The sequence below is a fragment of the Acinetobacter sp. SAAs474 genome (genome assembly GCF_032823475.1).
In the GTDB taxonomy this organism is placed as follows: domain Bacteria; phylum Pseudomonadota; class Gammaproteobacteria; order Pseudomonadales; family Moraxellaceae; genus Acinetobacter.
The window spans coordinates 330,767-356,207 of sequence record NZ_CP127915.1; the positions used below are offsets into that span (position 1 = coordinate 330,767).

22 protein-coding genes and 1 pseudogene are annotated in these 25,441 nt (G+C 38.2%); 16 read left to right on the forward strand and 7 right to left on the reverse strand.

Annotated elements, in window-relative coordinates; translation table 11 throughout:
* Positions 1-167 precede the first annotated feature (167 nt).
* The 8 genes from QSG86_RS02560 (at position 168) to QSG86_RS02595 (ending at position 11,581) form a co-directional block, all read left to right on the forward strand.
* A complete protein-coding gene (locus tag QSG86_RS02560; protein WP_317030068.1) occupies positions 168-2,366 on the forward strand; it encodes a TonB-dependent receptor domain-containing protein in 2,199 nt (732 codons plus the stop codon).
* A gap of 476 nt (positions 2,367-2,842) precedes the next feature.
* Positions 2,843-5,119, forward strand: a complete 2,277-nt coding sequence (locus QSG86_RS02565; protein WP_317030069.1) for a TonB-dependent receptor — start codon at positions 2,843-2,845, stop codon at positions 5,117-5,119.
* A 149-nt stretch (positions 5,120-5,268) separates the two neighbouring features.
* The gene (locus tag QSG86_RS02570) at positions 5,269-5,952 is read left to right on the forward strand and encodes a Fe2+-dependent dioxygenase (protein WP_317030070.1); all 684 of its coding nucleotides are present in this window, start codon (positions 5,269-5,271) and stop codon (positions 5,950-5,952) included.
* Positions 5,949-7,073: an alpha-hydroxy acid oxidase gene (locus QSG86_RS02575; RefSeq protein WP_317030071.1), complete on the forward strand. Its 1,125-nt coding sequence runs from the start codon at positions 5,949-5,951 to the stop codon at positions 7,071-7,073. Before QSG86_RS02570 ends, QSG86_RS02575 begins: the two co-directional genes overlap by 4 nt.
* 374 nt (positions 7,074-7,447) lie before the next feature.
* Positions 7,448-9,145: a 2-isopropylmalate synthase gene (gene leuA, locus QSG86_RS02580; RefSeq protein ID WP_317030072.1), complete on the forward strand. Its 1,698-nt coding sequence runs from the start codon at positions 7,448-7,450 to the stop codon at positions 9,143-9,145.
* Positions 9,146-9,243: 98 nt separating this feature from the next.
* Positions 9,244-10,404, forward strand: a complete 1,161-nt coding sequence (locus QSG86_RS02585) for a homoserine O-succinyltransferase MetX (RefSeq protein WP_317030073.1) — start codon at positions 9,244-9,246, stop codon at positions 10,402-10,404.
* Positions 10,404-10,997 carry a methionine biosynthesis protein MetW gene (gene metW / locus QSG86_RS02590; protein ID WP_317030074.1) on the forward strand — a complete coding sequence of 198 codons (594 nt, stop codon included), beginning with the start codon at positions 10,404-10,406 and terminating at the stop codon, positions 10,995-10,997. Before QSG86_RS02585 ends, metW begins: the two co-directional genes overlap by 1 nt.
* Positions 10,994-11,581: a tetratricopeptide repeat protein gene (locus QSG86_RS02595; protein WP_317030075.1), complete on the forward strand. Its 588-nt coding sequence runs from the start codon at positions 10,994-10,996 to the stop codon at positions 11,579-11,581. The genes metW and QSG86_RS02595 overlap by 4 nt, the downstream gene beginning before the upstream one ends.
* Before the next feature lie 95 nt (positions 11,582-11,676).
* Here QSG86_RS02595 and pgaD read toward each other — a convergent pair whose 3' ends face one another.
* The 4 genes and pseudogenes from pgaD to QSG86_RS02615 all read right to left on the reverse strand — a co-directional run bounded on the left by pgaD (position 11,677) and on the right by QSG86_RS02615 (position 15,883).
* Complete coding sequence (gene pgaD, locus QSG86_RS02600; protein ID WP_317030076.1) at positions 11,677-12,105, reverse strand: poly-beta-1,6-N-acetyl-D-glucosamine biosynthesis protein PgaD; 429 nt, start codon at positions 12,103-12,105, stop codon at positions 11,677-11,679.
* Positions 12,095-13,387 (reverse strand): poly-beta-1,6-N-acetyl-D-glucosamine synthase, encoded by a 1,293-nt coding sequence (pgaC, locus tag QSG86_RS02605; protein WP_317030077.1) that lies wholly within the window; start codon positions 13,385-13,387, stop codon positions 12,095-12,097. Before pgaC ends, pgaD begins: the two co-directional genes overlap by 11 nt.
* A 13-nt stretch (positions 13,388-13,400) precedes the next feature.
* A pseudogene (gene pgaB, locus QSG86_RS02610) lies at positions 13,401-15,392 on the reverse strand (poly-beta-1,6-N-acetyl-D-glucosamine N-deacetylase PgaB).
* Between the two features lie 272 nt (positions 15,393-15,664).
* Positions 15,665-15,883: an excalibur calcium-binding domain-containing protein gene (locus QSG86_RS02615; protein ID WP_317030078.1), complete on the reverse strand. Its 219-nt coding sequence runs from the start codon at positions 15,881-15,883 to the stop codon at positions 15,665-15,667.
* 200 nt (positions 15,884-16,083) lie between these two features.
* On the opposite strand from QSG86_RS02615, the gene rdgB reads away from it, so the two are divergent.
* Positions 16,084-16,710 carry an RdgB/HAM1 family non-canonical purine NTP pyrophosphatase gene (rdgB, locus tag QSG86_RS02620; protein WP_317030079.1) on the forward strand — a complete coding sequence of 209 codons (627 nt, stop codon included), beginning with the start codon at positions 16,084-16,086 and terminating at the stop codon, positions 16,708-16,710.
* A 99-nt stretch (positions 16,711-16,809) separates the two neighbouring features.
* Here rdgB and QSG86_RS02625 read toward each other — a convergent pair whose 3' ends face one another.
* On the reverse strand, positions 16,810-17,694 hold the full coding sequence (locus tag QSG86_RS02625) for a permease (protein ID WP_317030080.1): 885 nt from the start codon (positions 17,692-17,694) through the stop codon (positions 16,810-16,812).
* Between the two features lie 149 nt (positions 17,695-17,843).
* Here QSG86_RS02625 and QSG86_RS02630 point away from each other — a divergent pair, with 149 nt between their 5' ends.
* The 4 genes from QSG86_RS02630 (at position 17,844) to QSG86_RS02645 (ending at position 21,958) form a co-directional block, all read left to right on the forward strand.
* Positions 17,844-18,062, forward strand: coding sequence for a Sec-independent protein translocase subunit TatA (locus tag QSG86_RS02630; RefSeq protein ID WP_317030081.1), 219 nt, complete (start codon positions 17,844-17,846; stop codon positions 18,060-18,062).
* Positions 18,063-18,074: 12 nt separating this feature from the next.
* On the forward strand, positions 18,075-18,536 hold the full coding sequence (tatB, locus tag QSG86_RS02635; RefSeq protein WP_317030082.1) for a Sec-independent protein translocase protein TatB: 462 nt from the start codon (positions 18,075-18,077) through the stop codon (positions 18,534-18,536).
* A gap of 20 nt (positions 18,537-18,556) precedes the next feature.
* Complete coding sequence (tatC, locus tag QSG86_RS02640) at positions 18,557-19,321, forward strand: twin-arginine translocase subunit TatC (RefSeq protein WP_317032647.1); 765 nt, start codon at positions 18,557-18,559, stop codon at positions 19,319-19,321.
* 450 nt (positions 19,322-19,771) lie between these two features.
* On the forward strand, positions 19,772-21,958 hold the full coding sequence (locus tag QSG86_RS02645) for a PhoX family protein (protein WP_410487439.1): 2,187 nt from the start codon (positions 19,772-19,774) through the stop codon (positions 21,956-21,958).
* Positions 21,959-22,104: 146 nt separating this feature from the next.
* On the opposite strand, the gene QSG86_RS02650 is transcribed toward QSG86_RS02645, so the two are convergent.
* Complete coding sequence (locus tag QSG86_RS02650) at positions 22,105-22,887, reverse strand: NRDE family protein (protein WP_317030083.1); 783 nt, start codon at positions 22,885-22,887, stop codon at positions 22,105-22,107.
* A gap of 93 nt (positions 22,888-22,980) precedes the next feature.
* Between QSG86_RS02650 and lgt the strand changes: the two genes are divergently transcribed.
* From lgt to QSG86_RS02665, 3 genes are all read left to right on the forward strand, one after another.
* Positions 22,981-23,793, forward strand: coding sequence for a prolipoprotein diacylglyceryl transferase (gene lgt / locus QSG86_RS02655; RefSeq protein ID WP_317030084.1), 813 nt, complete (start codon positions 22,981-22,983; stop codon positions 23,791-23,793).
* 100 nt (positions 23,794-23,893) lie between these two features.
* A complete protein-coding gene (locus QSG86_RS02660; RefSeq protein ID WP_317030085.1) occupies positions 23,894-24,274 on the forward strand; it encodes an AzlD domain-containing protein in 381 nt (126 codons plus the stop codon).
* 2 nt (positions 24,275-24,276) lie between these two features.
* Positions 24,277-24,648 (forward strand): hypothetical protein, encoded by a 372-nt coding sequence (locus QSG86_RS02665; protein ID WP_317030086.1) that lies wholly within the window; start codon positions 24,277-24,279, stop codon positions 24,646-24,648.
* Positions 24,649-24,727: 79 nt separating this feature from the next.
* On the opposite strand, the gene QSG86_RS02670 is transcribed toward QSG86_RS02665, so the two are convergent.
* Positions 24,728-25,243: a CHAP domain-containing protein gene (locus QSG86_RS02670; protein WP_317030087.1), complete on the reverse strand. Its 516-nt coding sequence runs from the start codon at positions 25,241-25,243 to the stop codon at positions 24,728-24,730.
* Between the last annotated feature and the right edge of the window lie 198 nt (positions 25,244-25,441).

Below are 25,441 nucleotides of genomic sequence, written 5' to 3' on the forward strand. Positions count from 1 at the left end.
AAAAAATACCCACCAATTCTGAGTGATTAATTGCAATCTCTATACGCTTTTAATCATCGTCAAGAAAAAGAATACAAAATGAAGATTATGTTTTATTTTATTGCAAATGATAAGTTTTATCATTAACATTATATTTCATTCAATCTCGTCCTTTTTGGAATTCTATAATGAGTCGTTTTAACCTTCACCCGTTGACCATTGCACTATTAGGTTCAATAACAACAACTGTATTTGCAGCAGAGAAAACTGCAACCACAGAAAATAGTACAGCACACCAACTTTCCACGATTGTGGTCTCTGCAAGTGGTTTTGAACAATCATTAAAAGATGCACCTGCTTCAATCAGTGTCATTACACAAGAAGATATTGAAAGAAAAAATGCAACTTCAATTGCAGATTTATTGGTTGATATACCCGGTGTAGATGTACGCAATGGTGTAGGAAAAACGTCAGGATTGAATGTCAGCATTCGAGGTATGAGTGCATCGGATACCCTTATTTTAATTGATGGCCGTCGTCAAACAACCTCAACAGATGTAACACCAAATGGTTTTGGTGAAGCAGCGACAGGATTTATTCCTCCGCTTTCAGCAATTGAACGTATTGAAGTGATTCGTGGCCCAATGTCGACCTTATATGGTTCTGATGCCATGGGTGGGGTGATTAATATCATCACCAAAAAAGTCAGTGATCAATGGAGTGGTAATGTTACTGTCAGTGGTAATGCGATGGAGCATAGTTCTGAAGCAGACTCATGGAAAACCAGCTTCTTACTTAATGGCCCCTTAATTCATGACCAATTAGGTTTACAATTACGTGGCAGTTATTATGATCGTGGCCGTTCAGACCGTATTGAAGGTTCAACAGGCCGTGATCCTCGTCCAACAACAGCACATAATTATGATATTGGTGGTAAATTAACTTACAAACTCAATGATCAAAATGCGCTTTGGCTAGATAGCTTCCATTCCAGTCAAAATTATAAAAATGAAGATAATCGCTTAGGAACATTAGATACCGCAGCTAAAGCATCTGGTTATAAGGATAAACTTGAGTTTAATCGTAACCAGTATGCCATTGGACATGATGGTGATTATGATTTTGGTACTTGGCGTACCTATATTAGCCAGACTGAAACCGAAACCAAAGGCCGTACCATTCCCAATCGAACCTTTCCAAACAATGCTTATGCTGGAGATGATCGTACTTTAAAAAATACGGATTTGGTTGCCGATACACACCTTATTATGCCGATTCAGGATCATAAATTAACTCTGGGAACTGAGTATAAAAAAGCCAAAATTAGGGATGATATTGCAGGCATAGATGCTGAATTTTCCAAACATTCTTATTCATTCTATGCAGAAGATGAATGGAATATTATCAATAATGTTTTATTCACCTTTGGCGGTCGTTATGAGGAACATTCTGGTTTTGGTGGGCACTTTAGTCCACGCGCTTATTTAGTTTGGAATGCCAGTAATGAACTGACGTTAAAAGGTGGTGTTAGTACAGGCTATAAAGCACCATCAGCAAAAGCATTGTATGATGGAATTATTAGTGTCGGTAATCAAGGTGCCAGCTTTGGTATTGGTTCACCTGATTTAAAACCAGAAGAATCAACGAATTACGAAATAGGTTTTAACTATAATAACGGTAACCTAGATTTAACAACTACAGCTTTTCTCAATAAAATTAAAAACTTAATTACAACTGGTCCAGCTTTACTCAATTGTGCTTATGAGGCTGCACCAAACCGACCAGGATGTGTTAATTATGGCTCACAAATTACAGTACAAGATACTTTTTCACAAAGTATCAATGCAAAAAGAGCGGAAACCCGAGGTGTAGAAGTCAGTGCCAAATATAGCATTATTCCTGAATGGGATATTAAGGCGGCATATACCTATATGAAAACAAAAATTACTGAAGGTCCTGAACAAGGAGAACACTTTACTAATGTACCACGTAACGCTTTTAATCTAACCTCAACATGGCATATTCAAGATGCACTAGATGTCTGGTTACAGTATGAATATAAATCTGATCGTACACGTTTTTCGACTATTCCAACTGCCCCAAGTACTGGACTAGGATCAAGTGATTATGAAGAATATAAATTACTTGGTGATAAATTAGCAGGCTATAGTTTATTTAATTTAGGTGCAAGTTATATTGTAACAGATCAATTACGTCTGAATATGGCAGTTAACAACCTGTTAGATAAAGACTTCACTGAAGGACAAAACTATCTTTACAATGGTGGTGAAGCAACAGCTTATAAATATCTTGATATTGGCTCTAGTATTTCAGGAACTTATATTCCAGGTCGTAACTATTGGTTATCTGTCTCCTATGACTTTTAATTCCATTTAATTGATCTTCTATTTTCTCTGTCATGCCCCTACCCTAAAGGGGCATGACTGTATTTAAAAGTCTATTACTCACTCATTGTCCTCATATCTTACAAAGTCAACCTATTCAATATTTATTTGCTTAACTTAAACCGTACAACCACGAGTTTTGATGATTCTCAACGCGCTATAGAAGATAAACTGATTAATTTAAAATGATTAATCAGTATTAGATATGAATGAATAATGAATAAATCATCTTATTTATGTAGCGATTTAAATTCTCAATATAAAAGTTAATTATAATCGATATTAATATTTAAATATTAAAAACAATTACTTATATTTAAAATAATACATTATATCATTCACACATTCAGTACAAAAATTAATTTTTATCGTCAAATCCAATCATTATTGGTTGGAATAAAAAATAAGAATCATTATTATTCGCAATCAATTTCTCCTCTATTTCATGTGGATTTAAAATGAGTTTCATAAAAACACGTAAAAAAATCGTGTCTTCTGCGATTGCCTCATCATTCAGCATTATGGCAGGGAATGCCATAGCACAAGAGCCACAAGTTGCTCAACTCAAAACTATTCATACTGAAGCAGTCGTTGAACAAAATTTAAAAGTCGATACATCAGCAAATGATAAATATCTGACTTCTCTTTTAGATGCACCTAAATCTGTGGCCGTGATTTCACAACAGTTTATTGAAGATACACAAGTCACAACCTTAAGTGACGCTTTACGTTTAGTACCCGGAATTACCTTAGGTGCAGGTGAAGGCGGTAACCCAAATGGAGATCGTCCATTTATCCGTGGTTATAGTGCTGAAAGCTCAATTTATGTTGATGGTATACGTAATGCGACTTCGCAAAACCGTGATATGTTCGCCATCGAACAAGTTGAAATTACCAAAGGTTCAGGTTCATCTTTAGGTGGTGCAGGATCTGTTGGCGGTAGCATTAACCTGATCACCAAAGAAGCAAAGAAAGGCAGTTTCATTCAAGGCTCTGTTGAAGGTGGTACCGATAATTATCAACGTATTACCCTTGATGGTAACAAAGATTTTGGTAATGGCATTGCTGCACGTGTTGCTCTACTCGGTCATAAAAATGAAAAACCGGGTCAAGATAATGGTGCAGAATATAAACGTTTTGGGATTGCACCCAGCATTAGCTTTGGGCTAGATACGCCAACCCGTGCTACCTTAAGCTATTATTATCTAAAATCGAATGATACACCTGATTCAGGTGTACCCTATTGGACCGATGGTAAAGCAGCAGGTACTCCTTTAGATGTAAAACAAGGAGTTTACTATGGTTGGAAAGATCGAGATTTCCAAAAACAGGAAAACCATATTGGTACCATTAAAGTTGAACATGATCTTAATGAAGACTTAACCATTGCCAATATTGCCACCTATAGCAAATCTAAAAATGACTTTATTTGGACTCAACCCGATGATTCTAAAGCTAATATTGCTAATGGTAGTGTAGCACGTCGTGCCAATACACGTATTACTAGTACTGAAAGTTATAGTGATCAACTGAGTTTACGTGGTAAGTTTAATACTGGCATATTACAACACCGTTTTAATACAGGGGTAGAATATAGCCACCAAAAATCAGATAAAGGTAGCTATACAATCTATGATTTAAATGGTTCTACAACAACACTGCCAAATGGCAAACTGAATGATGTTGCAAACGGTTCTCTTGATCTTAGTGGTAATGGTGCTTGTGCAGGACTTATTGGAGCAGCATCAAACTATTGGTGTACCTCAGCATATAATCCAAACCCATCGGATCCATTTTTAGGTTCAATTTCAGCCAATAAAGCTGTTACCACCACCACTGCAAAAACAACATCATTATATTTCTTAGATAATATTGAAATTAATCCACAGTGGTTACTCGATTTAGGTGTACGTTGGGATAAGTTTGATACCGAGCTTAAAACCAATGCAACAGGTGTAAAACTCACTAACAACACTGATTTTTGGAGCTGGAATGCAGGGCTTACCTATAAACCTGCAGAAAATGGTGCGATTTATATCAGTTACGCTACCTCTGCGAATCCTGTAGGTATTGATGCTGGTGACGGTTCTGAACTGTCAGTTAATGCCAATAACCAAGATCTTGATCCTGAAAAAGCACGTACTTATGAATTGGGTACCAAATGGGATTTATTAAATGACCGTCTAAATGTCACTGCATCGATTTTCCGTACTGAAAAGCAAAATACCCGTATTCAACTTGATCCAAACACCTATACCAATGGCGGTAAAAGTAAAGTGGATGGTTTTGAACTGGGTATTAACGGTAATATTACCGAAAAATGGGCAGTGTCTGCAGGCTATACCTATTTAGACAGTAAAGCGACTAAAAATGGCTTTAGTTGTCGCAATAACAAGTGTACCGATCAATCTGGCTATAATGGTAATCAATTACCAAACGTACCAAAAAATTCAGCAACGCTTTGGACGACCTATCAAGTCTTACCACAGTTAATGATTGGTGGTGGTGCTGTAGCAATGGATAAAGTCTATGGTGATCTTGCCAATGAAAAATGGGTACCAGGCTATGTACGCTACGATCTAGTTGCACGCTATAATGTCAATGAAAACGTTAATTTACAGCTTAATGTTAATAATGTGACAGATAAACGTTACTTTACTAAAGCCTATGCATCTCACTATGCAACAGAAGCTGATGGCCGTAATGCAGTATTGTCGTTAAACTTTAAATACTAAAGTATTGCCGATGATGGATGTTACAGCATGATTTAGATGTAATTTTCATCATTAAATTTGCTACGTTATTGTCAATAGCCTCTATCCTAGAGGCTATTTTTATATCACTATTCAGAAAATAGCTATATAGCGTTTAAAAAGGTATTGTTGTGATTCATCATATTCCCAATATTTTAAGTAAGGAACAGGTGGCCTATTTTCGTGAAGAGATGGCTAAAATCGACTGGATTGATGGTAAACAGACCACAGGCTCACTCTCAGCCAATGTTAAACAAAACCGACAGCTTCCAGCCAATCATCCACTCAGCCAACATTTGGGACAAATTGTTTTAGCTGCAGTTAAACAAAATAGTTTATTTATGTCAGCGGCCTTGCCTTTGGAGATATTAGCACCCTACTTTAATCGTTATGAATCGGGTGAAACTTTTGGCTTTCATATTGATAATGCCATTCGTTGGCCACAAGATGCACAGCGCCCCATTCGTACCGATCTGTCCTGTACCCTGTTTTTAACTGAACCAGAAGACTATGACGGAGGTGAATTGGTCATCGAAGATACGTATGGTTACCATGAGGTTAAACTACCTGCAGGCGATTTAATTTTATATCCGTCTACCAGTATCCATGAAGTGAGTCCGGTCACCTCTGGCTGTCGTATTGGAAGCTTTTTTTGGCTACAAAGCATGATTCGTGATGATGCTGATCGTTATACCTTATTTAACTTGGACCAAAGCATTCAAAAGCTGCGTTTGGAATTAGGTGATCAACATGCTGAAGTGGTTCAACTCAGTAGTCTTTATCATAATCTGATTCGTAAATGGGCAGAGCTATGAGTCAAACAATGCCATCCTACCGAACAGCACTACCACAAGCAGCACTGACTGAAATTCCTGCCTATTTACAAACGGTACATGATTATGAGATTGAGGCAGAGAAACATTTATCCAGCATGGTATGGGCCTATTTACAAGGTGGTGCCATGGATGAAGTCAGTGTCAAAGATAATTTGACACAGTTCCAAAAAATTCAATTACAGCCACGTATATTAAGAGATTTAACCCAAGGCAATACACACTGTGAAATTTTTGGACAAAAATATCCACATCCCATCTTTTTGGCACCAATTGGTCATCAACAACAATTTCATCCAGAGGCTGAAGCCGCTTCTGCGCTGGCTGCAGAGGTTTTAGGTAGTAATCTCATTTTAAGTACCTTTAGCAATACCGATATGCGTCAGTTAAAAGCACAGAATCCCTATAAATGGTTTCAATTATATTGGCAAGGTGAACGAGAAAAATCGCTTGCTTTAGTGAAAATGGCAGAAGCACATCAATATAAAGCGATTGTGATCACAGTGGACTCACCCCATAGTGGCATTCGGGATCGTGAACGGGCACATTTTTTTCATTTACCTCAAGATATGCAACACCCCCATACCCCCACGCATATCCCCTTACCTCAACTCGATAGCAAAGATCATCCCGTTTTTGCCGGTTTAATGCGTATTGCACCAACTTGGTCAGATATTGCATGGCTAAGCCAACAAACCCAGTTACCGATTGTATTAAAAGGTATTAGCCATCCCCAAGATGCGTTATTGGCAATCCAGCATGGTGTACAAGGTCTCATTATCTCCAATCATGGTGGTCGAGTTTTAGATACCAGCATTGCACCACTCATCGCATTACAACGCATTAAACACGTTGTACCACAAGATTTTCCTTTACTCTATGATGGCGGAATTCGTCGAGGATCAGATGTCTTTAAAGCAATTGCTTGTGGTGCATCAGCCGTACTGATTGGTCGACCTTATATTTATGGTCTTGCTACAGCAGGTGCATTGGGTGTGGCACATGTCATTAAAATTTTAAAGGAAGAATTTGAGATCACCATGGCATTAATGGGAACAGCCACCATCAATGAGATCAATTCAGACTATATTTACCAACCTTAAGCTTATTGATGGAAAAATATTTCATCTATCAACTAAATAAAGTGAATTTAGAGATTTTTTCCCGATTGTATTCAGTTAAACTTTATCTTAATCCATTTGCAAGATCACGACAAAATATTCAAGCCAGTTCACCATACTGTATTTTTGGTCAGGCTGTATCTTGTTGAGATAATATGAGCATGGACGAGCAGATTTCTCATTGATCAGATATCAATCGTCCCAAAAGTAAATATAAATGTATAAGATTTTGCTACTTTGTACGCCATTGATCAAAAATGATCCTTGTAAATTAATCCAATAGACACAATCTATATTAATGGTAGGTTGCCTTTATCAAAGACGCGAGCAACCGATCCTCTATAAGGAGTTATCTCATGATGTTGGCTGATCCAAGCAAAAAATACCGCCGTATGTATCAACGTGTCGATTTACCAGATCGTCAATGGCCCAATAACGAAATTACAAAAGCACCTATTTGGATGAGTACCGATCTTCGTGATGGTAACCAAGCAATTTTTGAACCGATGAATATTGAACAAAAATTTAAAATGTTTCAAATGTTGGTCAAAATTGGCTTTAAACACATTGAAATTGGCTTCCCCTCTGCATCACAAATTGATTTTGACTTTACTCGCCTTTTAATTGAAGGCAATCATATTCCAGATGACGTTTATATTGAAGTATTGGTACAAGCGCGTGATCATTTAATTCAACGTACATTTGAGTCTTTAGTCGGCGCAAAACGTGCTATTGTGCATATTTATAATGCCAATTCACCGACATTCCGCCAAAAAGTATTAAATACCGATATTGCAGGTGCAAAACAATTAGCCGTTAATGCTGCACAAAAAGTCAAAGAATATGCAGCACATTATCCAGAAACTGAATGGGTGTTCCAATATAGTCCGGAGTGTTTTACAGCCACAGAATTAACTGTTGCTAAAGATGTCTGTGATGCTGTTACTGAAGTATGGGAAGCCTCTGCTGACAATAAGGTGATCTTAAACTTGCCCGCAACAGTTGAAGTGTCTGGTCCACATATCTATGCAGACCAAATCGAATGGATGCACCGTAATTTAGCACGTCGTGATGGTGTCATTATTTCAGTCCATTGTCATAATGACCGTGGCTGTGGTATTGCTGCATCAGAACTTGCCATTATGGCGGGTGCTGACCGTGTTGAAGGCTGTGTTTTTGGTAATGGTGAACGTACGGGTAATGTGGACGTTGCTGCAATTGCCTTAAACATGTATACCCAAGGCGTTGCGCCAGAATTGGATTTTTCCAATATTAATGAAATCATTGCAACGGTTGAGGAATGTACTGGCTTACCTGTACATCCACGCCATCCTTATGCGGGTGATTTAGTGTTTACTGCATTCTCTGGCTCACATCAAGATGCAATTAAAAAAGGTTTTGAGTTCCAAAAAAATGAAGAGATTTGGGACATGCCTTATTTGCCAATTGATCCTAAAGATTTAGGCCGTGATTATGATGCTGTCATTCGTGTTAACTCACAATCAGGCAAAGGCGGTATTGCATACTTACTTGAGTCAAATTACAACGTTTCATTGCCACGTCGCTTGCAAATTGAATTCTCTCAAGTCGTGCAACAGCATACAGATAAAGAAGGGACTGAAATTTCAGCACCACAAATCTGGCAGCTATTTAAAGATACCTATGTTGCCACTAAAGATGCGCATTATGCTGCAAAAAATTACAAGTTAACCGATGAAAATGGTAAACAAGTTATTGCGCTTGAAATTGAAGTTCAAGGTGAAACTCAACAGTTACGTGGTGAAGGAAATGGACCAATTTCGGCTATTCTTAATGCCTTACAACTACCAATTGACGTCTTGAACTATGAAGAACGCAGTATTGGTTCTGGTGCACATGCCAAAGCCTTAGCGTTAATTGAACTTCAAGTTCAAGGTACTGGTAAATCTGCTTTTGGTGCAGGGATTCACGACAATATTGTGACCTCTTCAATTGAGGCCATTATTGCCTGTACCAACCGTCTCATTGAACAAGGCGTATTAAGCACAGACCAAGTGATTGCAGCAGCGATATAACTGAACAATTATTTATCACATTAAAAGCACTTTAGAAAGGATACCCTAGATGGTATCCTTTTATCATTGATATTCAAAATTTAAGGCGAATCACCATCGTGTCTTTTCCAGCAGATTCTGTCGGCCTTGTGAGCCCACAAAAGTTCATTTTTGAAGAACCATTAGCCCTTGAATGTGATCGAATTCTGCCACGTTTTGAACTCATGGTAGAAAGCTATGGTGAACTGAATGCAGATCGATCTAATGCCATTTTAATTTGTCACGCCTTATCAGGACATCATCATGCTGCCGGATATCACCATTCTGATGATAAAAAACCCGGTTGGTGGGATGCTTGTATTGGTCCTGGTAAAGCCATCGATACGACAAAGTTTTTTGTGGTTGCCATTAATAATATTGGTGGATGTCATGGCTCTACAGGTCCTACTTCTCCAAATCCTGAAAATGAAAATCGACCTTATGGTCCAGATTTTCCATTGGTGACGGTACGTGACTGGGTCAAAACTCAAGCTTTACTCTCTGATCGCTTGGGAATTGATGTCTGGTATGCCGTAATTGGTGGCTCACTGGGTGGCATGCAAGCCTTACAATGGTCTGTTGACTATCCTAATCGCTTAAAAAAATGTGTCATTATTGCCAGTGCTCCTAAATTATCTGCACAAAATATTGCCTTTAATGAGGTCGCGCGCCAATCCATTTTATCTGATCCAGATTTTCATCATGGCCGTTATTTAGAACAAGACAGCTATCCTAAACGTGGTTTGATTTTGGCACGTATGGTGGGTCATATCACCTATTTATCTGAAGAAGCCATGAAACAAAAATTTGGCCGTGATCTTCGCTCAGGTAAGTTTATGTATGGCTTTGATGTGGAATTTCAGGTCGAAAGTTATTTACGCTATCAAGGTGAACAGTTCAGTCGTAATTTCGATGCCAATACTTACTTAATTATGACCAAAGCATTAGATTATTTTGATCCTGCCCGAGAATATCAACAATCACTAGTCCATGCCATGGCCAATACCCAATGCCAGTTTTTAGTTATTTCATTTACAACCGATTGGCGTTTTAGTCCACAGCGCTCACAAGAAATTGTAGAGGCTCTGATTACGAATCATAAACCGGTCAGTTATCTCGATATTGATGCCGAACAGGGTCACGATTCATTTCTTTTCCCAATCCCATTATATGTTAAATCATTGCGTGCATTTTTAGGGGGTGAACAACATCTTCAATCGACACCAAAGGAGCTTGTGTAATGCGTATTGATCATCAGCTTGCAGAAAAATGGATTAAACCGAATTCTAATGTTTTGGACTTAGGTTGTGGTGATGGTGAACTGTTGGCACATATGAGTCAAAAACATCATATTCGCGCATATGGATTAGAAATTGATCAAGAAAAGATTGCAATTGCGATCAGTAGAGGGTTAAATATTATCCAACAGGATTTAAATCTTGGTTTAAGCCGTTTTGCTGATCAGTCCTTTGACTATGTTGTTATGGCACAGGCCTTGCAAGCGGTTGATGCACCCGACGTCTTATTACGCGATATGGTACGTGTTGGAAAACAGGCAATTATTACCTTTCCTAACTTTGCACACTGGAAGAACCGTTCTTTCTTGGCAATTAAAGGGATGATGCCGGTATCTAATGCACTACCCTATATGTGGTATAATACGCCTAATATTCATTTATGTACCTTCCGTGATTTTGAGGCACTTTGTGCTGAAAATAATATTCGGATCATTAATCGACTTGCCGTAAATGGGAATCAACAAGACAGTTTACTGAGTAAATATATTCCGAACCTGTTTGGTGAAGTCGCGATTTATCGAGTGAGCGCACTATGAAAAAATTATTACTCAGCACATCATTATTTTTTGGTTTAATCGGAATTAGCCACGCAGACTATGTTCCCAATAAACCATCGATTGCGAGTCAAGCAGCACAATATGCTGTTATGGACATTAACAGTCTCATTAAAGCAGCAAAATCGGGTCAAGCTGGCGCACAGTTTTATTTAGGAACAAAATACCAGCAAGGCAAAGATGTTCAGAAAGATGATCGCCAAGCATTTGCTTGGTATAAAGCAGCTGCAGATCAAGGTTTATCCTCTGCCCAACTCAATGTAGGACGAATGCTGGCTGAAGGCATTGGTACGCGTAAAGATGAAACATTGGCACGTAAATATTTTGAAAAAGCTGCAAGTCATGGTGATAATCGTGCCAGCTTTAATCTTGCCGTGATGGAAGAGAAGAATAAAAATTTTGTTGGGGCTTATCAATGGTATGAGCTTTCAACACGTGATGGTATGCTGGACAATAAAGTGATTAGCTTGTCTGAAGGCAAGAAAACAGCACTGGCTGCAAACCTCACACAAGATCAAATTCGTCAAGCACGTGATCGTGCAGACAGTTGGATTCAAGCACAATAAAATATAACATTCAGTAGGACGATCATGGTCACAACTGGTATTTAAATGGTAAAGGCGTTGATTAATCAGCGCCTTTATTTTGGATCTATCATGAACTATACGTGTTCAGATGGCTCAATCTGAGTTATTTTTCCATGTTCATCATAATGTATTACACTAATTTTTTGTTGGCGACCGTGTTCAATCAGCGCTATAGGTAAATGAAAATGATTGCTATAATCGCTCACACATTTGGCTGAAGTCTTTGTAATTGTGATGGCTGGCATAAAATTGCTCCAGAATAATAACGCGATGCTACAAGCCACTAAAGCGGTTAAACCGTGTCCGATGCCAATACTTAATCCATCAAAAATATGCTGTATGACATGATGTTTTTGTAGTGCAATTAGTCCTGTTACAATAATGACAGGCCGCCACAATAATAGCCAAACTGCCCACATTAATGCTGTGGATGTACCTGATGCATAACGCTGATGCCAAGGAAGTTGACGACGTAAATCGATAATTAAACCACTATTTTTCATGTGTATGATTCTCAGCAAGCTGTTTAATACGAATACCCCGGTCAGGACTGATCCAACGCGCACGTTGTCCAGTACCGCGATGTAGTACCTTAGGAAATGCAACAATCGTGGCACTAATCGTAATTAACCAAAATACAAATGGATACCAAATCATCCAAAAATAATTTTTGGCCAATGCTGGTTCATAACGACTATCCATCCACTTACTGAGGGCAAACTGTAGTAAACACGTAGCGCCTAAAAGCATACCCTTACCGTAAGGTAAAAATGGTGAACCGATCCCACTCAACATAGGTAATGGAATCAGCCAATGAATCAGCCAAATCACACTCAATAAAAGCATTAAATATGACCAGAACAATGTCAGAATTAATTCCATCATCAATGGCCATAAAAAATTTAAGCGTGGTTTGATTAAGACATCTATATTTTTTAACAATACTTGGGCACCACCCATCGCCCAACGTAAGCGCTGTTTCCATAACCCTTGCAATGTTTCAGGCATTAAAATCCATACCAAAGCATTCGGTTCGAAATGAATATTCCAACCAGCACGTTGTAATTTCCATGTAATATCAATATCTTCAGTTAACATATCTGGCGACCAATACCCTACTTCATGTACTGCACTTTTACGAAATGCTGTAATCACACCAGATACCGTGAATAAACGGCCAAAACTACGCTGTGCTCGTTTAATCATACCGACAATCGACGAAAACTCGCCCACCTGAATACGGCCAATTAATGTAGAACGTGTACGGATACGTGGATTTCCAGTCACAGCAGCAACACTATCATCTGCAAGAAAATGACGAATCATCCAACAAGCAACATAGGGATCCAGTAATGCATCACCATCGATACCAATTAAATACTCTGCATCAGTAAGTAAACTACCAGCTTGTAACGCCATCGCCTTACCCTGATTCTGTTTTAAATGTACTACTCTTAATTTGTCATGTTGTGCTGCAAGATGGTTTAAAACCTCGGCAGTATGATCAGAACTGCCATCATTAATGGCAATCACCTCAAAGTTTGGATATTGCAAATTAAGTGCATGACTAATGGTTTCTTCTGCATTTTCCCCTTCATTAAAACAAGGGACTAAAACTGCGACTTTCGGATATGCGGATAAAGCCGGTGGCTGTTGATACGGCGGCTCCTGACGTTCCTTCCAATAAAAGATTAATGCACCAATCATCCATAAGTAGGACATGAATAATGGATAATAAAAGACAAAGTGAAGCATAGCATGCCAAGATTGCTGAAGCGCTAACATAGGTAATTCCTCTCTAAGGAATAAGTTTGCTTGATTTCAAATCAAAGGCTTTGCGTAAAACTTTTGCATCGGGATGATCTTGAATAGGATCATCAGGATAATAAGCAACATGCATTGCACCTTGTTGATAAAGGGACTGAATGGTGGTCGCCATTTCTGCTGAAGGAATTTTTTGATTATTGCGCCAGTTAACAGACTGCAGCTCAAACACGGTTTTTTTCATACCATCTGGAAAAGTTTTTACACGATTCACAATGTCTTGATAAAATTGATCATGATCAGGCGCCTGCTCCATATGCGGCATAGCCATAATCGCTGTAAAGTCATAACGATTTAGTGATTGTTCAAGTGATTGTGAATACCAGTTTTCGGCATAAGGCTGTAAAGCGACTTGTGCGTATAGATTACGTGAAGTCAATAAAAATGGCTGATACTGACGAACATCAGCGGCCAACTCCATGGCAAAGTCATCAATCACTTTGGTTTTAAATGCTGTCCATTTCTGAAGTTCAGCATCATCATGACGAATCTGTGCTAAATCATCCGGTAAGCCAATTGCACGATAAGCTTGCATGGCTTCTGGACTGGCATCCTCATAATCAGATAAGGTCGTATCATCATGAAATAACAGCCCATTAAAGGGTACGGATTTCGCCAAATCATGGTAAATTCCAGCAATGGTTTGACGTGCATCAGATGAGAAAGGACTTAAACGATGATAGCCCATATCTAAATGTTCACTTCCCTTCGTTTGCTCTGTAACGACAATATCGTGAGATACTGGATTAGTTTTGGGTAATTCCCAAGCCAATAATGGCATCCAAGCATAGATTCGGCTGACTTGAGTACGAGTCTGAATTTGCCATGCTACACGATTAAATAAATCTGCACGCATTGGCAAATAACGATTAGGGAAATACACCATATCAGCAGAACCATTGGCATCCGGATCAGAAAATGCTTGTAAATAGACAGTATTTACATTCATGGTGCGAATCCGATCCAGTAAATGATCCAAATTACGTTCTTGCTATACAGGATCTGGATCATAAATATAATCAAGATCAATATGCATGATTTTTTGTGGACGATTACGATCGCCTAAATTTTGCTGACGATTGTCAATTTCTTGCGCTAAATCCTCTGTAGTCATCCCCCCTTCAATTAAAATACGATTTAACTGCCCTAAAGGACGATCCAGATGATTTGCACCATCATCCAAACTGAGTGCGATTGGCATACCCAACTGTTTTGCAATATTGACCGTATACATATTGTATCGACCATAAGGCCAGACCATTACTCTCGGTGATCGAATCCCATGTTCAACCAATAACTGATTGTTGCGTTTTAAATCAGTCTGTATACGCTGCTGGTAATCTGCATCATTTTCATAACTGTTGCTTTGCGGATCATATTGTCGTGTGACTGCTGCAGGTTCGGAATTGCCCTGTGGATTACCCACAATACCGCGATGTAAATTATAGCTATGACTAGCAATCTCAACCAGACCACTACGTTGCATCTCTTGTAGTTGTTGCCATGATAATAAATCATCTCGTGCAATCATCTCACCTGCAAAATCAACTTTTTGATCTTGTGCAGGCGCCAACCAAGAGCCAACGACAGCTAAAACTACAGGAATTTTTTGGGCTTTAATGATGGGATAAACATTTTGATAAAACGATGCATAACCATCATCAACCGTTAACAACACCGGTTTGCTGGGTAACTGAGCTTGGCCTTGATGTGCCTTTAATAACTGATCAACGCCAATAAAGTGATAACCATGTTGCTTTAACCAATCCAAATGTTGTTGAAACTGTTGGGTAGTCACGGCATAGTCAGGAATTAATGCATTATTATGATTAGTAATTTCATGATAACCAATAATTGTCAGTGTTTGCTTGCTGGGCTGTAATTGATTTCCGGCGATTGCAGGAACTGAACAGAGAGCGCTAGAGAGAAGTGCTGCGAGCACCTTCGAAAAAAAACGAGTTTTCATGTAATATTGCTCAAGATAAACAATATGATTAAGGTATGGGTTGCATATTATCTAGACATAATTGCTTTATTTTTTGCGATCATAGCCGTTCATCATTCTTGGCTATTTTAATGTAATTCAGCTTAAACGAAGCTTAAAAAAATATAATGCACAGTTATTTTTTATGATAATAACAATACTTTTTATAGGAAAAATAAAATTTACTCGTAAGATTAAACCGACCAAACAAGGCCTTAAGCCTGTGATGAATGCATATTTTCTATAAAATCATATTATTTTTTTCTTGGACATTTTTGACCATTACCACCAGGTAAACAGTCACAGGCCTGACCATCGCGATCACGATCAAGCTGTCGAGCTTTATGCTGAATAAAATAGGCTTGTGCTTGCTGCTGTGTTTTAAAATTTTTACATGAAACACGCTGTGCAAAAGTCATACTATTGATACACAATAGCGCAGAAAACAATGTCAAATAAAGCCAGTTATTCATATCAATTTTACACCATAATCTATTCAATATTGTTTAAATTACAAGCATTATCATAAGGAATTAAACACAATAAAACTAGGCTATTTAACGCAATATATCCAACAAATCAATCCAAAATATAAAATGATTTGAAATACCAAATTCAACGATAAAATCCGTTAAAATATCATGATTCATAGCGTTATATAGAGCAAAGCTGCATGTCTACACTCGATTGGTTATCTCAAGGAACACTGGTTCTTGCCAGTAATAACAAAGGTAAAATTGCCGAATTTGAAAAGCTTTTTGCTGAATTAAATCTTCCTGTAGATGTTGTTGCACAAGGTCAATTACAGATTGAAGATGCCATTGAGGATGGTTTAAGTTTTATTGAAAATGCCATTATTAAAGCACGCCATGCTTCACGTATCTCTGGTTATCCTGCAATTGCAGATGATTCAGGAATCTGTGTCCCGATATTATCTGGTGCACCAGGCATTTATTCAGCACGTTATGCAGGGGAACATGGTGATGATTTGGCAAACAACCAAAAACTCTTGAGTGAATTACGTCCACTGCGCCAACATGCTCAGCCTATTGAGGCAATGTTTGTTTGTGTATTAGCATTGGTACAACATGCAGATGATCCTTTACCACAAATTTTCCAAGGCATTTGGCAAGGCCAAGTACTTGAGCAAGCACGTGGTGAACATGGTTTTGGCTATGATCCTTTATTTTGGCTCCCAGAACTTGGCGTTTCCAGTGCAGAACTCAGCAAAGAAGAGAAAAATAAAATCAGTCATCGTGGGCAAGCCATGCAATTATTTAAAGCCAGCTTAAAACAATAACGGCATGGTGTATGTGTGTCTTCTCTCATAGAGAAAACGCACACTACAGACACCACTTGATGTGATGTTGTTCATCTAATGTCCAGCCTGATAAAATTTTTAAACCCAGAACTGCCATAATGCGCCATAAAATAAAATCACAATTACACTGGCAATCGTGCCTGATGCAATGATTTTAGCAGAAGATCCAGTCCCTCGATAATGCGTTTCTAAAGCAACAATATTGGCTGCTGGTGGTAAACAAAAAAACATCATCATCACAGCATAGGTCAATAGTTCATGAGGAATTGGCAATAAAAAATAAGCCATTAGACACAGTAGCATTGCAGCCCAGAGGCGATGACCGATCAACTTTAAACTCTGTTGTAAATCTGACCATGTCACAGCAACATGACTCAACCACATCCCCAAAATACACATGCCCGAAAAAGTAACTAAAATTTTATCAAGTTGATAGATGGCTTGAATTATGGGATGTGTTTCCAATGATGCTAAAGAATAAAATGACAATAAACCTGCTAACATTAAAGCAATGATCGGGGGAGATTGTAGAATATTTTTACTGATGTTCGTCACAGACTGCTGATGTTCACTTAATGCGATCACAGCACATACATTACCAAATACTGACCCACCAATATATAAAGCCACAATGATACTACTGGCCTCTGCACCAAAGACCACTAATGCCAATGGAAAACCCAACCATGCACCATTTAAGTAACTAAAACATAACGCATTTAATTTATCTTTTTGCAAATAATAAAAAATACTAAATAGTAGGATCGAGCTTAAAAAACTAAATCCAATCAACCATAAACGACCTGGTTGATAAAATACCATGTTGTAAACAATGATGACTGGAATAAAGAGACGGGCCAATAAACTCGAGAGTAATTTTTTTAAATAACTGCTCGCATCACTATATTTTCTAGCCAGCACAATCCCGCATAGAAATGCACAAAATGGCAGGATTAAGCCCATAATAATATCCAATTAATTTCATGCTGTTATGGTATCACTGCTGCAGTAATCGACCCATCATTCTTCTTTAATTGTTCAAAAAACTGTCATCGGAATGTCATAGAGAACTGATGAGATAAACACATCATTTAATCTATGAGTAACTGGATATGGCAGGTTTATCGATTTGGCATGTTGTAATTTTTGCAATTGTTGTCATTTTACTTTTTGGTACCTCAAAATTAAAAAATCTTGGTAAAGATGTGGGTGGCGCAGTTAAGGATTTTAAAAAATCAATCAAAGATGAAAATACTGAACCGCCTCAACTGCAAGATGCTCGTATTATTCAAGCTGATGTTAAAAATACTGACAGTACCATAAAAAGTTAAAAGTGATTATTTATGCTGAATATAGGAATGACCGAACTCTTGGTCTTTGGCATTATTGCATTATTAATTTTAGGCCCAGATAAGCTGCCAGAAGCAGCACGCTTTATGGGGAAGTGGTACAGTAAAATTAAACGCACCATTAATAATGTTCATCAAGATATTGACCGTGAATTACGTTTATCGGAATTACGTGCACAAATGCAACAAGAAATGCAGCGTATTCAGGCCTTAGAAGTAAAAATGCAGAATCAGCTCAATGCGTTGGAGCATCACCAACGACTTGATGAACCAGAGGTTAAGGTGCATCAAACATATCATTTTATTGCACAATCACCCAATTATGTCTTTCGCCCGTATGGTCGGCAACTGGCTTTATCTTGTCGTGCTATTAATAGTACGACAGCACAACAGATCAATCATCAGCATTTTAGTTCCCATGATTTAAACAATAAAAACTATCAGGTTGCACTATGAATCCTATTGTTCCCTCATCAATGACACCTGAAGCACAGCAAACAACGACTGAAACTTTAGCAGAAATGCCTATCACCAAACATTTGGTGATTCTTCGTCGCTATCTTTTTCGTAGTGTCGGTGTATTGTTAGTGCTATTTTTTTGCTTATTACCTTTTGCCAATCAAAGTTATCAAATGCTTTCTGAACCCCTGAGAGCGCAACTCCCATTGAGTTCAACCATGATTGCAACCGATGTCACTGCAACATTCATGGCACCATTTAAACTTAATTTTTTTCTGGCGCTGACTTTAGCAATGCCCTATTTGATTTATCAAGTTTGGTCATTTGTTAAGCCGGCCTTATATCAGAAGGAACGATCTTTGGCACTGCCTTTATTATTGGGTAGTATCAGCTTATTTTATCTTGGTATTAGCTTTGCTTACTATATTGCATTACCGTCGATTTTACATTTTTTCATTAGTGTCTCACCTGAAACGGTTGCGCCAATGACGGATATTAATAGTTATTTAACATTCTGTTTAAAGCTTTTTTTGGTTTTTGGTTTAACCTTTGAAATTCCAATTATCACCTTATTATTAATTTTAATTGGTGTTGTAACAACAGAACAGTTGATCGAAAAACGACGTTTTGTTGTAGTTGGCTGTTTTTTTGTCGCGATGTTTGTGACACCACCAGATGCATTATCTATGATTATGCTGGCAATTCCTATGTGGATTTTATTTGAAATCGGATTATTGTCGGCAAAACTGATTGAAAAACGTCAAACAAAGCAAGAGGCATAGCGACATCATTTTAATCTCAGCTATACCCACGATTGCATCATGATTGTTCGAATCAACTATCATCATGATGCAATATCATAATCGTGCAATTTACCGCCATAGCGTTTAAAAAAAATGCGATTCCCCAACAATATACTTGGCTAAAAACAAGCAATATTTCACTCAATCTCTACTTTGATTTTATTCAGTAAATACAACTATTTATTGTACCTCTAAGAATGAGTGGAGATTTAATCTGTTCTGGATTAAATCGCCATTCTTATTGATTAAAAATGCTTTGATGCCCATCACAACAATAAACATTTTTTAAGCGAAAAAATCCCAGACCATCTGAATAATTCATCATGATCAGCTTTAATCACATTGCAATATTAACTTCAAAAGCTTGTCATATTTAACGTCTATTTTGAGGGTAACTTTTTAAACCCAGCATAGATGCGCACTGTTAATATGATGAATAAACCTTATAACGAAGCTCAAGAACTTGACAATAATACGTCAGATAATATTCATTTTCGTGACATTCTTAGTCAACGGATGACTCGCCGTAGCCTAATTAAAAAAACAGCCAGTGGCGTTGCTGCATTGGCATTGGCCTCCACTTTGACTGGCTGTAATGATGACGACGATTCCTCATCTGGGAACGAACAAAATCCAACACCTCCCATCAAAGACCCCAATCAAAAACCAACTAAATTAAGCTTTAATCCTGTTGCAAAAAATTTAAATGATATCGTCACTGTACCTGAAGGCTATCAAGCGACTGTATTGTATGCGATGGGTGATTCAATTCATCCAGACTATCCTGCATGGGATGATAATCAGGTGCCGAATGGCGCAAGCTTTCAGTTCCGTTCAGGGGATTGTCATGATGGCATGAGCTTTTTTGGTCTGAATAGCAATACAGGTCGTTATGATCCGCAACAATCAGAACATGGTTTACTGGTGATGAACCATGAATATATTAATCCAACCTTTCTTCATCCCCAAGGCCCGACTAAGATCAATGGTCGACGTCCCGAAGATGAAGTGATACGTGAAGTCAATGCTCATGGTGTTTCAATTATTCAAATTAAAAAAAATACCAATACGCAAGCTGTCGAATTAGTTAAAAATTCACCTTTTAATCGTCGTATTACTGGTTCTACAGTGATGGATTTTAAAGGTCCTGCTGCTGGATCCGCATTACTCAGTACGAAATATTCTCCTACAGCGAAACAAACACGTGGTACACATAATAACTGCGGTAATGGCTACACGCCTTGGGGAACGTATCTCACGACAGAAGAAAACTTTATTGGTTATTTTGCACGTCATCAAAATGATAATAGTAAACGCTCACCACAAGAAATTGTGGCTTTAAATCGTTATGGTCTAAAAGAGGGTGCCAATTCTCGTTATGGTTGGGAAACTGCTGAAGGACGTATTGATCTACAGGATTCATATGATCGCTGGCTTGCCAATGTCTCAGCACAAACTGCAGCAGAAGACTATCGTAATGGTCCAAATACATTTGGCTGGATTGTAGAAATCGATCCATTTGATAGTCGTCAAAATCCTGTAAAACGAACCGCATTAGGACGTTTTGCTCATGAAGATTGTCGTGCCAGCCGTTTACGCGAAGATGATCATTTAGCCTTTTATATGGGAGATGATTCACGCGGTGAATATATTTATAAATTTGTCTCAGATCAAAAATGGGATAATCGTGATATCAATGGTGGCTATACTGTTGGCGATAAGTATATGAATAATGGCAAGCTTTATGTTGCAAAATTCCATAATGATGGCCAAGGTCAATGGATTGAACTCAGCTATGGTAAAAATGGACTGAATGAAAGTAATAGCGTTTATCCGTTTAGTTCCCAAGCCGATGTGGTTACATTTGCACGCCTAGCAGCAGATGCCGTCGGAGCGACGAAAATGGATCGACCTGAATGGGTTGCTGTCAATCCTGAAAATGGTGAAGTGTATGTAACCTTAACCAACAATTCTAATCGCGGTAGTAATGCGCAGCCACTAGATGCTGCTAACCCACGTTACTATGTTGATCCTGAAGGAGGTAAGGGTAATGTCAATGGTCATATTATTCGCTTCCGTGAACAGGGTGATACGACAACAGCGGAAAACTTTAGCTGGGATATTTATTTATTTGGAGCTGAAGCCGCAATGGCCAGCAATATTAATCTCTCAGGTTTAAGCGATAATAATGACTTATCTTCTCCAGATGGCATGTGGTTTGATCCACGTGGCGTGCTTTGGATTCAAACCGATGATGGTGCATATACCGATGTAACCAATTGTATGATGCTGGCAGCATTACCTGGTCAAGTGGGTGATGGTAATACAGCCATTACCTCTGCGGGTCAGCAAACCATTGTCGGTGCACAGGTCAATGATGAAAATTTAAGACGCTTTTTAACAGGTCCTAAAGAATGTGAAATTACAGGTGTTACCATGACGCCAGATTATAAAGCGATCTTTATTAATGTGCAGCATCCAGGTGAAGATTCCAAGTCTTATGCCCAACCAAGCAGTCATTGGCCAGCATCACAAACCGATGCAAATGCGACCTCACGACCACGTTCGGCCACTGTGGTTATTACGCGCCAAGATGGCGGTGTCATTGCAGGTTAATAGCGTTTAGCCGGTAATATAAAATGCCAACTGATGTTGGCATTTTGTATATTGCAACTCAAGCAATAAAGCTCACCAGTAACTTTTCCTGATCTATTCCAAATGAAATAACAGCAGATTGCATCAAAATATGTTGCCATTTATGGTCACGATATAATTTTACCATAGAGCTGGACAATATCTGACTGCGTTAACCCTTGCTGAGATTTTTCTGACCATTGCCAACTCGATGAAGTCATTTTAATCAAATTGGAACAACGGGTACCATAATCAGCACTCTGAATAAATGTAGAGGATAATAAAGCCTCCATTGCAGCATCAATTCCTGTATCAGGTAATAAATCGGGTACAACTTGACGCTGATCTTGTAATAAATCCCATGCCAAGCGTTGTAAGTCAATTAGATTGGTATCAGCATATTGCAACATCGGTAAAAATTCTTGAGTAAATCGATGCCGTAAATGCTGAGTTTTTTGCCAATATTGACTCATTAAAGTATTCGATAATACATAAACACCCGGTGCTAATATTTGTGGAGCTTCGCCACGATTACTCATATAAACGGCTTGCTGTTGATCACCAAGCACTAAATTAAATCCGGCATAATCACATTGTACTTTTTCTAACTGCTGTGCAAAGCGTATAGGTGTTAATGTAGATTCAAGAAACTTTTGCACTAAATGACCTCTGGACGTCGAATAGTGAGCTCGCTCATGACCATCTCTAAAATTTGTGATGACTGCCCAGCGACCTGTTAATGTCACCCCCATCCATGTACCACCTGATGTCAGATCTTGGCCAGCAATGACAGGGCTATTATGCCAAAAACCAAGTTGCTGTGTCGGCCGAGCATAGAACTCATCTCGATTTGATAACAGACATAATGGTAAATCATCCAATAATTGCCAAGCAATCGCGACAATACACATAACAGATTCCCTTTGATCTTTACACATCGAATGTACAACATTTTTTATAACATTGAGCTAAAATCGAGAGCAACATAATCAAAAGGAACAGGAATGCTGACCTATCCCAATATTGATCCGGTAGCGATTGCAATCGGCCCACTACAAGTACATTGGTACGGACTCATGTATCTATTGGCATTTTTATTTGCTTGGGGTTTAGCAACCTACCGTACCAAAAAACGTGATGGCTGGACCTCTGAAATGGTCTCAGATCTAATTTTTTATGGTGCACTAGGTGTTGTTATCGGAGGGCGTTTAGGCTATGTCTTCTTCTATGGATTAGACCAATTTTTAGCTAATCCACTATGGTTATTTGAGGTCTGGACAGGTGGAATGAGTTTTCACGGCGGCTTCCTCGGTGTCATGATCGCCATGATTTTTTGGTGTAAAAAGTATCAAAAGACTTGGTTTGAAACTTTAGATTTCATTGCACCATGTGTCCCCACAGGTTTAATGTTTGGTCGTATTGGTAATTTTATTGGTGGTGAGCTCTATGGACGTCCAGTCAGTGATCCTCACTTTGCACTCGGTATGATTTTTCCAACTGATCCTTTACAACTGGTACGTCATCCTTCACAGATTTATCAAGCCATTGCCGAGGGATTAATTCTTTTTCTTGTATTATGGTGGTTCAGTTCTAAGCCGCGTCCTCGTTATGCTGTTTCTGCCCTGTTTTTAATTGGTTATGGTATTGCACGCTTCGTGGTTGAATTCTTCCGTGAACCAGATAATGGACAACTTTTCATTGCTTGGATGAGTAAAGGACAATTTTTAACCATTCCAATGATTTTAATTGGTCTATGGATGATGTGGTATGCCTATCAGAAAAAAATCTACGACTGGGGACCTCAAAAACAACATTAAAATATATCCCGATCAATAAAATGGCGAGGCAGATGTCTCGCTTTTTTATATTTAAAATATGTTAAAGTTTGCACTGTCTACCACATGATTGATGCAAAATATGCTCGAATTCTGGTTTAATCCACAGCTTTCTATAGCAAAAAAAATACTATTTTTGATGCTGATCATCATTATTACAGCAGGGCTATATTTAAAATATCCACTTTCTCTTGACGCTATTTTAATGTTTCTAGGCACTGGGATTATTTTTTTGATCTGCCGCTATTGTCGCCTCCATTTTGTGGCGAATCGTCCAACTGGAATGCTCTATCGCTTACTCACTTGGATTCCAATCGCATTATTACTGGCACTCATTTTTATGAATATTAAAAATAATGAGATTCTCATGCCAGGTGTCCAAGGTCTAGGCTTTATGTGTATTGCCATCTGCGTATTTTCCCCTATGGCTTTATTGAGGAAAAATAGCTTAGAGGATCAATGATCATGCTCAATTTTTGGTATTCTACACGTTGTACGCGCCCCATAAAATTAATGTTCTGTCTAGGCACCTGTCTAATCATTTTACTCAGTGCAGATCCAATCAAACTTTCCTTACAACATAGCATATGGGCATTATCACTGGGTGCTTTACTACATGTTCTCTATATACTGCATCAGCAATTTAAGCAGCCCTATATTGAACGTCATGTGAATCTAATATTGATTGTCTTAATCAGCCTTATACTGCTATTGGTTAGTTCTAGCTTTCCTTCAGTGCAACGTACAATATTGACGATTCAATATTTTGCCTTCATGCTTTTAGGCTTTTTTATTCTTTCAATCTATAGCAATCGTAGCAAAAGAATGAGCGACTAACATAACTGTATAGATCATCAAAATATCAGCAATCACCACGATTATTCGCATTCGATTGCTGATTTGCGTTAAGTAATAATTACTCTAAACGATAGTATTCATATTTAATATTGTGATCTTTATAGACATCATAGCTGCGCTGTTTAAAATCAGACACCCACTCAGAACCGGTGAAACCAGCAATATGTCCATAATTATGTTTGGCGGTCCGCTGAATAATATAAATATCACCACGCCGTGGATTGGAAAATTCAGGGTGAATTTTACGAAAACCCAATTGAGTTAAAGTCGCCCCCCAATCTGCAGCAGCAACAGGATGTTTTTGAATTTGTGCACCTGCGGATTCCAGCGCAACACGAATACTACGCGCACATTTTTGAGAGCTTCTTAAACTATGAATACCACTTAAATATTGGCTAAATTTTTTGATATCAATTGCACTACGACTAAGAAATAATTTGGCTCGTTGTAAATGTGAATTTAACTGGGGGCTTTCCTCATCATCAGAACGATGTGCTTTATTATTACGAATGGTATAGTGAATCTCTGTAACATCTACCGCTTGATCTGCGTTAGAACTTATATAACTTGCCATTTTAAACAATAACCTTACAATTCAACTCAAATAAAACAGCAATCTTGCCGTATCTCTCTTAGAGGCTAGATATTACGCCAATCAGTTCGGTTTTTTACTAAAAAATGAAAAATACATCAAACTCACCCCCATTTATAAAAATCATAACTATCTGATAATTAATAATATACAACCAAAAGTAAATTACATTTTTTTACA

Coding starts and splice junctions, on each gene's coding strand:
- rdgB (WP_317030079.1), top strand. CDS start 16,084: ATGTCTACACTCGATTGGTTATCTCAAGGAACACTGGTTCTTGCCAGT.
- metW (WP_317030074.1), top strand. CDS start 10,404: ATGCGTATTGATCATCAGCTTGCAGAAAAATGGATTAAACCGAATTCT.
- QSG86_RS02615 (WP_317030078.1), bottom strand. CDS start 15,883: ATGAATAACTGGCTTTATTTGACATTGTTTTCTGCGCTATTGTGTATC.
- QSG86_RS02565 (WP_317030069.1), top strand. CDS start 2,843: ATGAGTTTCATAAAAACACGTAAAAAAATCGTGTCTTCTGCGATTGCC.
- tatB (WP_317030082.1), top strand. CDS start 18,075: ATGCTGAATATAGGAATGACCGAACTCTTGGTCTTTGGCATTATTGCA.
- QSG86_RS02660 (WP_317030085.1), top strand. CDS start 23,894: ATGCTCGAATTCTGGTTTAATCCACAGCTTTCTATAGCAAAAAAAATA.
- QSG86_RS02645 (WP_410487439.1), top strand. CDS start 19,772: ATGATGAATAAACCTTATAACGAAGCTCAAGAACTTGACAATAATACG.
- leuA (WP_317030072.1), top strand. CDS start 7,448: ATGATGTTGGCTGATCCAAGCAAAAAATACCGCCGTATGTATCAACGT.
- QSG86_RS02560 (WP_317030068.1), top strand. CDS start 168: ATGAGTCGTTTTAACCTTCACCCGTTGACCATTGCACTATTAGGTTCA.
- QSG86_RS02650 (WP_317030083.1), bottom strand. CDS start 22,887: ATGTGTATTGTCGCGATTGCTTGGCAATTATTGGATGATTTACCATTA.
- QSG86_RS02595 (WP_317030075.1), top strand. CDS start 10,994: ATGAAAAAATTATTACTCAGCACATCATTATTTTTTGGTTTAATCGGA.
- QSG86_RS02665 (WP_317030086.1), top strand. CDS start 24,277: ATGCTCAATTTTTGGTATTCTACACGTTGTACGCGCCCCATAAAATTA.
- QSG86_RS02575 (WP_317030071.1), top strand. CDS start 5,949: ATGAGTCAAACAATGCCATCCTACCGAACAGCACTACCACAAGCAGCA.
- pgaC (WP_317030077.1), bottom strand. CDS start 13,387: ATGTTAGCGCTTCAGCAATCTTGGCATGCTATGCTTCACTTTGTCTTT.
- QSG86_RS02630 (WP_317030081.1), top strand. CDS start 17,844: ATGGCAGGTTTATCGATTTGGCATGTTGTAATTTTTGCAATTGTTGTC.
- pgaD (WP_317030076.1), bottom strand. CDS start 12,105: ATGAAAAATAGTGGTTTAATTATCGATTTACGTCGTCAACTTCCTTGG.
- QSG86_RS02625 (WP_317030080.1), bottom strand. CDS start 17,694: ATGGGCTTAATCCTGCCATTTTGTGCATTTCTATGCGGGATTGTGCTG.
- lgt (WP_317030084.1), top strand. CDS start 22,981: ATGCTGACCTATCCCAATATTGATCCGGTAGCGATTGCAATCGGCCCA.
- tatC (WP_317032647.1), top strand. CDS start 18,557: ATGACACCTGAAGCACAGCAAACAACGACTGAAACTTTAGCAGAAATG.
- QSG86_RS02670 (WP_317030087.1), bottom strand. CDS start 25,243: ATGGCAAGTTATATAAGTTCTAACGCAGATCAAGCGGTAGATGTTACA.